The organism is Armatimonadota bacterium (genome assembly GCA_013314775.1).
GTDB lineage: Bacteria > Armatimonadota > Zipacnadia > Zipacnadales > JABUFB01 > JABUFB01.
Genome location: JABUFB010000003.1, coordinates 76,373 through 89,825, shown reverse-complemented (window position 1 = coordinate 89,825; position 13,453 = coordinate 76,373). Strand labels below are relative to the sequence as shown.

At 63.8% G+C, this 13,453-nt stretch carries 11 protein-coding genes; 3 read left to right on the top strand and 8 right to left on the bottom strand.

Going from position 1 to position 13,453, the window contains the following annotated elements; translation table 11 throughout:
• Positions 1-103: 103 nt before the first annotated feature.
• The 8 genes from HPY44_03180 to HPY44_03145 all read right to left on the bottom strand — a co-directional run bounded on the left by HPY44_03180 (position 104) and on the right by HPY44_03145 (position 8,739).
• A complete protein-coding gene (locus HPY44_03180) occupies positions 104-1,312 on the bottom strand; it encodes a TIGR00375 family protein (GenBank protein ID NSW54993.1) in 1,209 nt (402 codons plus the stop codon).
• Positions 1,313-1,347: 35 nt separating this feature from the next.
• Positions 1,348-1,749: a hypothetical protein gene (locus tag HPY44_03175; protein ID NSW54992.1), complete on the bottom strand. Its 402-nt coding sequence runs from the start codon at positions 1,747-1,749 to the stop codon at positions 1,348-1,350.
• Between the two features lie 30 nt (positions 1,750-1,779).
• A complete protein-coding gene (locus HPY44_03170; protein NSW54991.1) occupies positions 1,780-2,931 on the bottom strand; it encodes a M48 family metalloprotease in 1,152 nt (383 codons plus the stop codon).
• Between the two features lie 174 nt (positions 2,932-3,105).
• Positions 3,106-3,510 carry a response regulator gene (locus tag HPY44_03165; GenBank protein ID NSW54990.1) on the bottom strand — a complete coding sequence of 135 codons (405 nt, stop codon included), beginning with the start codon at positions 3,508-3,510 and terminating at the stop codon, positions 3,106-3,108.
• Between the two features lie 152 nt (positions 3,511-3,662).
• Complete coding sequence (locus HPY44_03160) at positions 3,663-3,866, bottom strand: hypothetical protein (GenBank protein ID NSW54989.1); 204 nt, start codon at positions 3,864-3,866, stop codon at positions 3,663-3,665.
• A gap of 469 nt (positions 3,867-4,335) precedes the next feature.
• On the bottom strand, positions 4,336-5,721 hold the full coding sequence (locus HPY44_03155) for a mandelate racemase/muconate lactonizing enzyme family protein (protein ID NSW54988.1): 1,386 nt from the start codon (positions 5,719-5,721) through the stop codon (positions 4,336-4,338).
• 181 nt (positions 5,722-5,902) lie between these two features.
• Complete coding sequence (locus HPY44_03150; GenBank protein NSW54987.1) at positions 5,903-7,345, bottom strand: PD40 domain-containing protein; 1,443 nt, start codon at positions 7,343-7,345, stop codon at positions 5,903-5,905.
• A gap of 29 nt (positions 7,346-7,374) precedes the next feature.
• Positions 7,375-8,739 carry a hypothetical protein gene (locus tag HPY44_03145; protein ID NSW54986.1) on the bottom strand — a complete coding sequence of 455 codons (1,365 nt, stop codon included), beginning with the start codon at positions 8,737-8,739 and terminating at the stop codon, positions 7,375-7,377.
• Between the two features lie 657 nt (positions 8,740-9,396).
• Between HPY44_03145 and HPY44_03140 the strand changes: the two genes are divergently transcribed.
• The 3 genes from HPY44_03140 to HPY44_03130 all read left to right on the top strand — a co-directional run bounded on the left by HPY44_03140 (position 9,397) and on the right by HPY44_03130 (position 13,438).
• A complete protein-coding gene (locus tag HPY44_03140) occupies positions 9,397-10,638 on the top strand; it encodes an amidohydrolase family protein (protein NSW54985.1) in 1,242 nt (413 codons plus the stop codon).
• The gene (locus tag HPY44_03135) at positions 10,631-12,052 is read left to right on the top strand and encodes a hypothetical protein (GenBank protein NSW54984.1); all 1,422 of its coding nucleotides are present in this window, start codon (positions 10,631-10,633) and stop codon (positions 12,050-12,052) included. Before HPY44_03140 ends, HPY44_03135 begins: the two co-directional genes overlap by 8 nt.
• 75 nt (positions 12,053-12,127) lie before the next feature.
• The gene (locus HPY44_03130; GenBank protein ID NSW54983.1) at positions 12,128-13,438 is read left to right on the top strand and encodes an HlyC/CorC family transporter; all 1,311 of its coding nucleotides are present in this window, start codon (positions 12,128-12,130) and stop codon (positions 13,436-13,438) included.
• The last annotated feature ends 15 nt before the right edge of the window (positions 13,439-13,453 follow it).

The window sequence follows — 13,453 nt, the reverse complement described above, 5'->3', positions numbered from 1 at the left end:
ACTATCTGCTTACGACATCTGGTAGTAGACGATTCAGTTAGACATGCGGTTCGGCTGAAGTTCCTGCCCTCGCAACACTCCAGCCTGTCTCCCATCCGCCCCGTCACATGCCCGGCAGCTTCAGCGCTCCCGGATTGTGAGCCACGGCTTTGCCGTACTTGCCCCCTCCCCCCGCTTCAAGGTGAAGCGTTCCCCCGCGCGCCCGGGCAATCAGCTCGGCCTTGCGCGCGCCGACTACAGCTGCCAGTTCCTGTTCACTCGCGCGGTGCAGCACCGCCATCTCGCTCCCGAAACGGTTGATCAGTTGGTTCAGAGCCACCGCGCCGATGCCGGGCACAAACTGCAGCGGCACCTGGTATTGGTAGTGGCCCCGGTGTTCAGGCGGCCTGGGCTCCGGGTAATCCGCAATCTCCACGATCCGGTCCAGCACCCCGCAAGTCACATTCATACTGCCGCACTGCTCACACCGCCGCACGGGTGGCTCGCCGCGCGCGATCCACTTGCAGTCTTCGCAGCACGACCTGTGGTACTTGCCCAGCCTGGGATCCAGGCCGAAGTTGGCGATCACCTGACGCCCGCCCTCGCGCCGCAGGGCCATCACAAACTCCTGGAAAGTCGCTTCCTGCATCTCAATGATATTGTACTCGCGCCCGATCTTGGGTAGCGAGTGTGCGTCAGAGTTGCTGAGAAACGTGCGGTCCGAAAGCTCCCCGATTCTGTCGGCGAGATAGCTGTCAGCACTGAGGCCTAGCTCGATAGCGGGAACGTCACCCCAGTCCTCCCCGAATATCTCCTCTGCTCGGGTTGACGCCGCGCCATACACGCTCTTGTGGGGTGTGAAACAGTGGGCGGGCACGAGGACACCGTCGCAGTCGCGGCACATCCGCAGCAGGTCCTTTGCCGGCAGCTTGCACGTCTGGCTGGACAGCTCCAGATTGGTCACATGGGCGCCCATTGTCGCCGAAAACGCTTCCAGGCGCAGCAGATCAGGGAAGTAGCTCACGTGGTGAGACATGCCGCCACCGGGCTCGCGTGTCTCAAACTCAGCGCCTGGGATGATCGTCACCTGGTCTCGGAAGCGCAGGCCACCGCCGGCGATGGCCGTCATCTCCCCGGAGTCCAGGAGAGCCCGAATATCCTCCAGGACCGGCGGCGAAGCGCAGTCCACGATACCGACAACCTCGATGCCTTTACGTTGAGCGCATTCGATGGCGATGTTTGCGAAGGTCAGATCCCGAGCAGCCGTGATCTTCACGGGTCTTCCCGAGCCGCTGCGGCCGATGTGAACGTGGAGATCGCAGTGAAAAAACATGGCTGGATAGGAGACGTCACTGTGGATTGGTGCGGTCAGTGGTCCTCGTGCTCGTCCGGGTCCTCACACGACGCCGGGGGAAGCAGGAGCGGGCCACGTCTGCGGAAGTCCGGCCAGCTGATTCTCAGCCGTTCCCGCAGCCAGGTCAGCGCGTAGGCCGATAGGCCGATGTACACAGACATGCGCGAAGACAGGCTGCTCTCAATCGCCCCCTCCATTCCGCGCGAGAAGAGATGGAACAGGGCCACGATGACCATCAAAAGGCTGGAGACGGCCAGGCAGGTCACCAGACCTGCCCACGACCACCTCGCAACCGCCGGCGCACAAGAACGGCCCGATTCCCACTGGGACCGGGCCGCGAGCACCCGCGCCATGCACACGCCGGAGAGGCAAAGCCCGGCAAGCGCGCAGAGAATCGTGATGATGACCGACGACAAGGGGCTTCAGTCCCCCGGAGACGACAAGGTTCAGTACAGCCGATCAAAGCTCTCTCGGGCCATGGCCTGGCGGATGGCCTTCAGAGACTCCTTCGCAAGTACCTCAATCGACTTGCCGGTGAACGCCGCGTCGCCCTGCGTGATCTCGAACACCGGTTCACCGCGTGCTTTCACGATGAACCCGTCACCGACTTTAGTAGCATTGAACGCAGCGGCGGGAGCACCGTCGGCCAGCGCCTCCGTGAGCTTCGCGAGGGCCTGGTCCGCGCGCTCGGATTGCGATGCCTCGAATGCAAAGACCTGTTCGGTGCGCCAGGTGAGGAGTTTCGCGGGCTTTTCGCTTACCGCCCCGTCCTTGATCTCGGGCTTCTCCCAGTTCGCCGTCTTGCGGCGGTTGATCATGATCCCGTGGCGCTCAAGCTGGCTGATCAGGTACTTCACGCGGTCCCCGCTCAACGGGTGGGTCTTGAAGACGCCCATGTCCGGCGCGCCTCGGCGGCGTTCCTCTGCTGCGAGACGCTCCATAAAGGTGAGAAGGCCCACAGGGTCCCACGGGCTGTTGATCAGCGCCTCCACCGCGCCCTGATCCGCGAGTTTCTCCATCTCGACGGAGTAGCCTCCCAGCACGCCGGCACGGTAGTAGAGACCCGCCTGCATGACCGCCGGCCAAAGCTCGCTGTCCGCCCCCCCGATGAGAATGCTCGCGAGAACTGCGGCAAGTTCGCCCTGGAAGATTTTCTTGGCGCGCTGCGCCTGGAAGAGACCGTCATAGTGGACATTGTGAACGATCTCGTGAGCGAGAACCCCGGCAAGTTCATGGTCCGACTGCACCGACTTCACGAGGCCTTCCAGCACGAACACGATCCCGCCCGGGAGACTGAAGGCGTTGACCTCGGGCTCCGGTCCGGGCTTCTTCTCTCTTACATAGTAGACCGTGTACTTGACGTCCGGTCGCTCGGTGTTCGCGGCCAAGATGTCCACCATCTGCTGGAGCTTTGCGACAGTCTCCTTGTCGTCAACGGGGGCGTAGTCTTGCAGAATCTCCTTCGCTGCTTTCTCCCCTACCTCGCGTTCGTACTTGGCGCTCCACGGGGGCTTCCCGGCAGCATACGCCTGTGGAGCAATTGCCCACAGGTACCCCAAAATGGCGACTATCGTCATCGTCTGCAAAAGACGGTTCATCAGATGCCGACCTTCACAACAGCAGTCAACGTAATGGATAAGTCACGCTTGTACACATTTTCCTTATTATGACGAATAGGGGAAACGGGAAGTTCCGGGGCACACCCGCCTTGCGGCTCCGGGCTGATTCGATGCGGGTGCAGATGGTCGCGTTCGGGTGAAATGCGGGCGTCTCTAGAGCTCTCCACAGGCCACACTGTCTACGGTTCGGGAGAACTCATCAATCTCGAAGGGCTTGCGCAGTACGGGGCGCCCGCATTCTCTGACGGCTCGAACAATGTCGTCTTCCAGGTCCGCTCCGGTGACGAAGATCACTCGCGCCGCCTGTTCGCAGTCAATGTCCCGCAGCTTTCGATAGAACGTCAGCCCGTCCATGTTCGGCATGAAAATATCGCAGATGATGGCATCGTACCTGGTTGCCTGGACCCGCTCACAGGCTTCCAGTCCGTCTTTCGCGACGTCCACAAGATAGGCACCATGTTCGAGGATCGCCTTGACAAGCATTTGCAGGCCACCCTCGTCATCAACGACAAGCGCTCCGGCGAAACGGGTCTTCCCGTTGGCTGCGGCATCGGCCACGCGAGAACCTCCCTTGCTGCTTTGTGCGGCGGCTGCGTCCAGGAGCGTCCCGTTTCTGGTGCTGTTCTACGGAGCCCAGCCCCCCCTCGACGCGAAATAACCTCGGAAAACAGATAGCATGACTGAAGGCCAGAGTCAATCCCGCGGCAGTTCTACTTCACTGCAAGACATGACGCCGGCACTCCGGTGACGGTCGCCAGTTCATCGATGGCTACGACGCCCACAAGCGTCGCGACTGCCGAGACCGCGAGAACAAGGAGACGCTCCGCACCAGCCAGAGGCGCCAGAGCGCGCGACTTCCCGAGCATCGCCAGAAGTGCCGCCGGCAGATACAAGGGCACAAGCCAGCCCGGCACCAGACTGAACTCCCGGCGAAGACAGGCCGCGACGAGGTCTCCCCAGCCGGGACTGCCCTCCCCGCTCCGAGATGACAGGCCACGCAAGAGCCGGGCAGACACCGCACGAGACCCCACACCCACGTGGCCCTCGCGACACTCAGATAGCCAGTCTCGGCCCGGCTTAGTGGTCCGACGGTCGAGACCCCGGTTCGCCAGAGAACCCCGGTGACTTCATACGCGCCCACCCGGAGCCGCGCCTGCACCCGGGTGTCCTGGATCTATCCGACCACCAGATAGTACTGCAGAGCGCCGCCTAGCGCAACCGCTGTGGGCAATGGAACCACGGCTCCGCCGAAGTAGGTGCAGATATAGTACATGCCCAAACTCAGCGCGACCCCGACATCAACGGCGGATGCCGCCAATATCGGCGCGGCTTGCGTCCATCCGCACAGCTCACCGCAGGACCCAGATTCCGCGCCCCGGGCAGTCACGGCGTCCAGCCCTGCGCCACCATGCGCTCCATCTGGTATCCCAGGCCCGGCCCCTGGAGGCTGGACGTGTCCGCCTCACCCCCCACGAGACTGAAGATCCCTCCATGGACCGCTTTCTCGGCCGGTTGAGTAGAATCTGGGAAGAACTGCCGACTGTTGGCCTCCACGCCCATGATCGTGCGCAACCGTGCACCCAGTCCCACTGAGTGCATGAGCGACAGCGACGGGTTGGTCAGATCCTGTACGCTGAAGGGGATGCCCAGCTCGGAGGCCTTGGACCAGAAAAGCGCGTCCGAACTCTGGCATTTGCAACTCTTCAGCGCGATCCCTGACCAGCCCTGCTCCAGGGCAAGATCAAAGCTCTCCAGATCGGTGAGGCTCTCGTCCACGATGACCGGCTTCAGTGCCGATAGCGGCCGCATATCGTGCCCCAGCGCCTTCAGGTCGCGACCGGTTGGCTGTTCGATATACAGGATGCGGTCGTAGCAGTCCGGGGACTTCGCCCGTATCGCGTGGAGCATCTCGATGATGTAATCCGGGCTCTGACACTGCTCATTAGTGTCTGCCGTCAGGTGCATGGTGGTCATGCCCAGCTTGCCCAGTTCTTCACGGCCGATCTCGTACACGCGCAGCATGCGGTCGATGTCCCAGTCCAGGTCGTTGCCGCGCAACTTCACCTTGAGGCAGTACATGCCCTCGCGGGCGATCCAATCTGCAAGGCAGTTGGGATAGCCATCTGCCGGGTCTGAATCGTCCAACTCGTCGCGGCTGAGTTTGTCCAGGCCTCCGCAGAGATGGAACACGGGGACCTTCGGCAGGTAGCGGTCGCGCACGTAGTCACCCGGGTACTTGCCGCGGAACGATGGCCCCAGCCAGCGTGACAGGTCGTCAGACATGAACCCCGCGCCGTAGCCCTCATATACGTCGATCCCGTTGACGATACCGAAGGCATCGTGCACTGCCGCATCCACGGCCGAAGCGCAGACCAGCGCGCTCAGGAATGGTTGCGGCGGCGTGAGATTGCGCCGCGCGCACACGTCGATGTTCAGTGCCCGAAGATCTCTCTCCACATTCTCGAATAGCGCGATGGGGTGATCCGGCTCAGTCTGCGCCAACATCAAGTCACAAAAGCCCTGCACCACGTCTTTCATCGCGGCTTCCTTGTCGCAGTGCGACAGGGCCGGGTCGGGCCAACCCCAGAAGTCCATGATGAAGATGCCCCCCCAACCTTCCGCTACATTCCCCCGCTGGTTCTCTACCGTGGCCTTGACCTTGCAGAAGTCGAGCTGCTCCACGACTACTGCGCCGAACTTCAGGGGTGTCCTTGCGGTGCAGGGGGTGTAATGTACCTCAAGATCCTTCACCTTGATGTCCGACAGCATGGCGGCACCTCGCGGGTCTGTTGCGACTGGGTTACGGAGGGTCAGGGATTTGCCCTGGGGCATCCACTTGGGCGCCCGAGCACCTGTTTCGACGTGGCGTAGGGCAAGACCTGTTCACGCAAAAAGGCCGCCGGAAGTGCGCAACCTTCGGCGGCCTTTTCCCGACAGATCTGCGGCTGGGTTACATCGGGGGCATTCCCATCATGCCGGGCATCCCCATCATGCCACCCATCATGGCCTTGGTCTTGTGCTCCGTGAGCTGCTTAGCCTCCGCGCTTTCCATGTCACGGACAACCAGGCCGCGGATGACGAACTGCTCATTGTTCTCGGAACGCTGGGTCATCGCCGGGAAGACAGCTTTCTTGCCATCCGGCGACCAGGCGACCGCAGTATGGCCCGGGGTTTTGATGTTGTCGTCGAGGTCCTGACTGATCTCGTACACCAGACCGCCCGGGGCCTTGATGGCGAAAACCCGTTTCTCCGTCGCGCTGGCGCCGGCCACCATCTTGCCATCGGTCGACCAGACCATCCCGCCCATGTTGAAGTTGCCAATGCGCTTTTCGGCGGTCTCGGGCTCATCGGGCTTTCGGAAGGCCATGAACTCCTCCGTGGTAGTCGCAGGACCCATGCCCATCATGCCCATCTCGGGTCCCATCATGCCCGGCATTCCCCCGGGCATCATTCCAGGCATACCGCCGGGCATGCCGCCACCGCCCGGAGCCTTGGTTGTGACCTTCCTGTGCAGCACCAGCAGTGGCTGCTTCGGGTTCCAGGAGGCGTTCTCAACGTCATCGCCGATCTTTTTCAGACTGGAGCGGTCCAGGGGCATGACGCAAAGGATCCGCTTACTGGTCGCGGCCGGGGCTCCCATCATCATGCCCATGCCCATCTCGGGGCCCATCATGCCGGGCATTCCGCCGGGCATCATGCCCATTTCCGGCCCCATCATGCCCATGCCCATCATCTGGGTGGCCTTCAGCGCCTCCTTGGGGATCTGCGCGCCGGGCTCCAGGGCATCCTTGGCAGGAACTTCCAGCACCATCCAGACCGCATTGCTGCCGTCGGTCCAGCCGGCGTTGATGATCTTGTCCGAGCCGCGCGTGGAGTAAAAGACGGCCGGAGTCGCGTCAGCATTGCCGACGAGGATTTCGTGGCGGTCCTTGCCCACGAGATCGACAAGCAAGAGCTTCTTCCCGTCGGGGGAGTATGCGGCGAACTGGGGATCGACGGCCCTGATGATCAGCGTTATCCGGTTCGGCCTGGCGGCATCCATCTTCCAGAAGCCGCTGTATGGGCTGGTCTGGCCCGCGGGTGCAGACAGGCCGCAGATGATGCCGGCACTGTCCGGGGTCCAACACAGCGGCTTGAGGTTCTTCGTGAGCTTGACTTCGCCGCCCTCGGCGGAGATCAAGCCCGCCTCAACCGGGCCGGCGGTGCCCTGGGTGGCCGTCGTGCGGGTGAAAGCAATCCACTTCCCGTCCGGCGACCAGATCGGGTCGATGTCAATGGGGGAGGCGGGCATTCCCATGCCCATCATGCCCATCTCCGGCCCCATCATCTGCCCCATGACGGCAGCAGGGGCCAGCAGCAGCAACACGACAGCCAACAACAGCAGACAGCGCATCTTTAGTGCCTCCTTCTGCCTGACGGTGCTTAGCCGCCCGCTCCGGCAGGAGCAGCAGCGCCGGTGTCTTTGGTGGATGCGGTGGTGATGCGGCTCGAATCACCGGTTTCGACGTCTACGACGAAAATACCGTAACCGGTTCCGTCTTCTGCCCCGAAGGCCAACTTGCGGCTGTCGGGGGACCAACTGAAGGGCTTGCAGCCACTGACGATGCCGGACAGGCCAAACCCGACACGGCGGACCGGACGGCCATCAATCGGTGCAACGGAAAGCGTATACGGCGCCTTGGCTCCCCACATGTAGGCCACAAACTTGCCGTCCGGGGATGCCTCCATTGCCAGTGCGATATCCGAGGCAAGGCGCCGCTTCTTCGTCCCCGCCTGATCGCACAGCCAGATGCCCGCGTTCGGGTCGGTGGCACCCGCAGTCTGCAACTTGCCGATGCTGGCGACGATGTCGGTCCCGTTGGGGAGCGATACCGCCATACTGTCCTTGCCAACATCCTTGACGACCGGGGTGACCTGTTGGGACAGGGTGCCCTTTGCGATGTGATAGGCAGTGGTCACGCCCATGCCCATGCCCATTCCCATCTCAGGCCCCATCATGCCCATTCCGGGGCCCATCATACCCATCCCCGGCATCATGCCGCCCTGTCCCTGCTTGTTCTCTTGCTGCACCAGCCAGATGCCGTCTCCCGAGGCCAACCAGTTCACCGGGTTCTTGCGATCTTCGACAGGACAGAAGCCGGCATTCTGCGTGGTGTTTGGCTGGGCGGGGAAAAACACAACCGCTTTGCCCTGGTCGTAGGGGATCGCGAACAGGTCGCCCTTTGGCGAAAGGCGGATCCAGGGCATGATTGCGGGGTACCAGCGGTCATTGTCGGCGCCACCGAACTTCATGCCGTAGATTCCCCACTGCCGGTAGCTCTGTGCGCCGGTGCCCTGGAAGACATAGCACAGCTGGCCGGCAGCGGCATCCTGAATCAGAGCGCGGCCCCCGACAACGGACGCCGCCTCTCCGCCCCGGGTCGCGACCCGGAAGATGCCTTCCTTGCTGAAGTCGGGCGCGCTACCCATGCCCATCCCGGGCATTCCCCCTGGCATCCCGCCCATTTCGGGGCCCATCATCCCGGGCATTCCGCCCATCATGCCCATCTCGCCACCCATCATCCCCATGCCGCCCTGCACAGGGGACACAGTCCATTCATTGCCGGTGAGGCTCGCGTGGACGCGGCTGAACATGATGTTGGCTCCGTCGGCACTGAATACGGGAGCCACATCGATGACCTTCGCCGGAGCGAAGCCCATGCCCATCATGCCCATTTCGGGGCCCATCTGCGCTAGCGCCGTTGCGACGAGGCACAGCGCTGCCAGAACAGTGACGGACGCACGCATAGCGCGTTCATCTCTCCTTTCGCTGTTTCGAGGGGCGTGGCTTTGAAGCGCACCGACCACAGCGTTATACTATATGCGTTCGTAGACGCTGGCCCCCGGTTCCCGGTTCGCTGCCCGCCCCGCGGGAACGAGAGAGACGCGCCACGAAGTACACTATTGGCCACGGAGGCGCGAACATCCTCCCTGGGCCGGCGTCTTTCTTCCCGTGAAGCCGACCGAAGCCAGTATAGCGCAATCCGGGCGGCGATAGTCAAGCAATTGGCGACGAGTATCAGGGACCATCGGTCTTATGGCATGCGTGACGGCCTCGTGTGTGGCCCACGTCCGGTGCCCGCTCTGCCGGAGCCATCCGCCCATAGCCCCCGGCCATACGCTGCCGCCCGCTTCGCGGGCCGTGGGACCGCGGTCCCGTTCGGTGGAGCCAGATAGGCTCGGACCAGCGGTCAGATGACGCGCAAGTACCCACAAGACCGTGATGCACCCGCGGCGAGTGTGGCCTGCAACTGCCACCGGACGCGCGGCGGCAGGAGTCTCGTGCCGATCCGACGAACCATAGAATCAGTTTCCCCGGGGCCGCGGTGGCTGCTTGTGCGCCTGCCGGCCAAGCCGGACTGACTGCTCCGGTCATCGCCGTGAGCAGAGTTGGGAGGGCTACCGATGGCGGTGCGAGAGACGCAGGCTGCGCTGGTGCAGGCCATGGAAGACCTGCCGGTGGTGGATGCCCACGAACACCTGCCTCCGGAGAAGGCCCGGGTCGAGTCCCCCGTGGACTTCGCCACATTGTTCTCTCACTACACCCAGACCGATCTGAAGTCCGCGGGAATGACGCCGGAGGACTACAGCCGCTTCCAGGCCCCCGAAACGGATCTGGACGCGAAATGGGAGATGTTCGAGCCCTACTGGCACAGCATCCGCTTCGGAAGCTACTCCCGCCCGGCTCTTATCGCCGCGCGGGAGTTCTATGGCTGCGACGACATCTCCCGCCACACCTACCGCCTGCTCTCAGAGCGGATGCGCGCAGCCAATACCGCCGGCATCTACAAGCGAATCCTGCGGGACCGCTGCAATATCCGCATCTGCCTGACGCAGATCGGCGCGGTCCCTGACGACGACAGCGGGATGCTCGCTCCCCTGCTGCCCGTCGGGTTCCTCACGGGACTGCGGGACCGGGAGAGCGCCGTGTCCTTTGGCGAAACCCACGGGGTCCAGGTGAAGGATCTTGCCAGCTACCTCGACGCCATGCGCGCAGCCCTTGAGCAGTGGAAGGCGCAAGGGGTGGTCGGGGTCAAGATGGTCTCGACCCATCTGGGCGACCCGAATCACACCGACGCGGAGCGCGCTTTCTCCGCGCTCATGTCCGGAGCGGATCAGGATTACTTCGTCCTCCACTGGTTCCTGCATCAGGAGGCGCTGCGCATGGCCGGCGACCTGGGCCTCGTGGTCGCGGTGCATTGCGGGATCATCTGGGACAACTGGAACAACTTCTACGAGAACCACCCGCGGAATCTCATCCCCATCCTGATGAAGCACCGGAAGACGAAGTTCGACATCTACCATGCCGGCATCCCGTGGCCGCGGGACCTGGGGGTGATCGGCAAGGACTTCCCAAACGCCTACCTGAACCTGTGCTGGTGCCACATCATCTCCCAGCGCATGACCGTGTCCCTGCTGGATGAATGGCTGGACATGGTCCCCGTTCACAAGATCATGGGCTTCGGCGGCGACTATCACCGCCCGGTCGAGAAAGTGTACGGACACCTGCTCATGGCGAAAGAGGACATCGCGCGGGTCCTTGCGGGGCGCATCGATGACGGCCTCATGACCGAGAAGCAGGCCCTCGAACTGGCCGGGCAGCTCTTGTTCGACAACCCGCGGGACCTTTACGGGCTCGATGTGTGACGACGCGACCCAGGAGACTGATGCGCGGCAGGGCACTGGTTCGCGCCGAATGCGCCGGGCCTCGCGGATCCTGGCGCTGCTCCTGCTCTTCGCAACCGCCTACCAATGGCACCCGGGCGGCGGCTGGAATGTGATGACCCGCATCGCGCTGGTGCGGGCCGTCTACCACGATCACACTCTCAGCATCAACCGTTCCCATCACCGCACTGGAGACAAGGCCGAATATCCGCCGGGCAGCGGCATCTACTACTCCGACAAACCCGTGGGCGGGCAGGTGCTCGGACTGCCGGCCTATGCGGTGGGCTACAGCATCGGCAAGCGACTGGTGCCGCAGAATGTAGCCCTGGATGTGGGCGCCACGGTCGCGTCATGGTTCTCGGTGGGGCTGCCGACCATCGTCGCCTGCCTGCTCATGCTCGACCTGTTCGGCGCTTTCGGGCTCTCCCCGCGGCAGGCGGCGTTCATCACTCTTGCGTACGCCCTGGGTACTCTCGCCTGGCCATACTCCACGGTCTGGTATGGCCACCAGGCGGCAGCGGCCTTCGGGTTCATCGCCTTCTGGTTCGCGGGTCGCGCGTCGCGGCTTCAGGGGCGGGCATCCGCCGCGCTCGCAGGCCTATTCGCAGGTTGGGCGCTGATCACCGAGTTCCCCGCCCTCATCATCGCCGGCGTGGTATTCCTGTACGTCGCCCGACTGGGTGCGCGCCCAGCCGTGTCCTTCGTTCTCGGCAGCATCCCCTTCATCGCCCTGCAGCTGCTTTACAATCACGCCTGCTTCGGCAGCCCGTTGCGGTTCGGCTACATGTACGAAGTGCGCCCGGAGTTCGCGGAGGCCCGTTCCTGGATCGGGTTGCCAAAGGTTGAGGCTCTCTGGGGCATCACATTCTCGGCGAACAAGGGCATCTTCGTCATGTCGCCCTTCCTGCTCTTCGCGGTCTGGGGCCTGTGGCGGATGATCCGGAGCCGCGCATGGCGCGCCGAGGGAGTAGCGGCGGCGGCGGTGTTCGCGCTCTACATGGTCTACAACGCTTCGCACTTCATGTGGGAGGGCGGCACATGCTTTGGGCCCCGCCATATCGTGCCGATGCTCCCCTTCCTGTGCATCGGGCTGGGGTTCGTCTGGCCGCGGATGTCCTCCCCGGCGCGCCTGGCCTGCGGGGTCCTCACCGGTGTGGGCATTCTGGTGATGTTCGCCGCCGTCAACACCCTGGCGGAACCCGCGCTGCACATGACCACCGGTGGCAGCGGCCCGCTGGAAGCCCTGGCCCGCCTCAGCCTGGGGTCCGTGGAATGGCCCACATTCGGCATGCTCCTCGGGCTGGGAGGGTGGAAGACCATCGTCCTGCAAGGTGTTCTGATCGCCCTGCCGGCGCTTTGGTTGTGGCGAGTGACGGGCGAGCCCCCGTCGGCTTGAGCCCCCGCGGCAGGTCCCGGGAGGCGCGTGCAGAATGAGTCTGCGAGAGTCCACTAACGGAAAGGGAGCACATAAATGCCCGGAGTCGCGGTTGAGATCGCAGTCATCGCTCTGCTGGTCCTTCTGAACGGGGCGCTGGCCATGTCTGAGTTGGCCGTGGTCTCCGCGCGCAAGAGCCGGCTCCAGGACCTGCGGGACCGCGGCAGTCGTGGGGCCGCCGTCGCACTCATCCTCGCCGAGAACCCCAACCGCTTCCTCGCCACCGTTCAGATCGGGATCACGATGGTCGGCATCATCTCCGGCGCATACGGCGGCGTGACCATCGGCGAGAAACTGGGTGCGGCTCTCGCAAGGTACCCGTGGCTTGGGCCCCACGCCGAAACGGTGGGTGTGGCGACTGTGGTGGTGGCGATCACCCTGGCGTCACTGATTATCGGAGAGCTGGTGCCAAAGCGCATTGGCTTACGGTACGCCGACAGCATCGCGGCGAATGTCGCCATCCCGATGTCGGTCCTGGCCACCATCGGTGCTCCCGCAGTCTGGCTGCTCAGCGTCTGCACCGATGGTGTGCTGCGGCTGCTCGGGCTGGCTTCCGGTGCCCCCGCGGGCGTTTCCGACGAGGAGATCCGGTTGCTCGTGCGCGAGGGCACCGAGGCCGGGGTGTTCGAGGAGACCGAGCAGGAGATCATCGAGGGCGCGCTGGGGCTGGACCGCCGCCGGGTTGCCGGGCTCATGACCCCGCGCCAGAAGATGGTCTGGCTGGACATCAGCGCTCCCGAGGAGGAATCCATCCGCGCGGTCCTCAGTACCGCGTTCTCTCGCTACCCGGTCTGCGATGGATCCCCCGACAAGGTCCTGGGGTTCGTCAACGCCCGCGAGATGCTCAGCCTCCTGGCAGACCAGCAGCCGGTGGTGCTGCGCGACCTCGTGCGCAAGGCCGCTTTCATCCCCGAGACAGCGACGGCGCTGGAGGCCCTCGAAGCCTTCCAGGAATCCGGGGCGAAGGTGGCATTCGTGGTAGATGAGTACGGCGTTGTGGGAGGAATGCTCACACTCGCCGACGTCCTGGAAGTGCTGGTGGGTGACGACGTTGGCGGGGAGGGCGGGAATACCCCGAAAATCGTGCAGCGCGACGCGGACAGTTTCTTCGTGGACGGGCTCATGCCTGTTGCCGAATTCGAGGCTCACTTCGGCGTCCCGGTTGGCGACCACGGACACCGCCAGTACCACACCATCGCGGGCCTTGCCATGCAGCAGCTTGGCGCGATCCCCAGCGCGGGAGATACCTTTGAGTGGGAGGGCCTGTCCTTCGAGGTGGTTGACATGGACGGCCACCGTGTGGACAAGGTGATCGTGACTCGGCCGCCGCAGGACCAGATGGACTGAACGGCCCGCATTGGG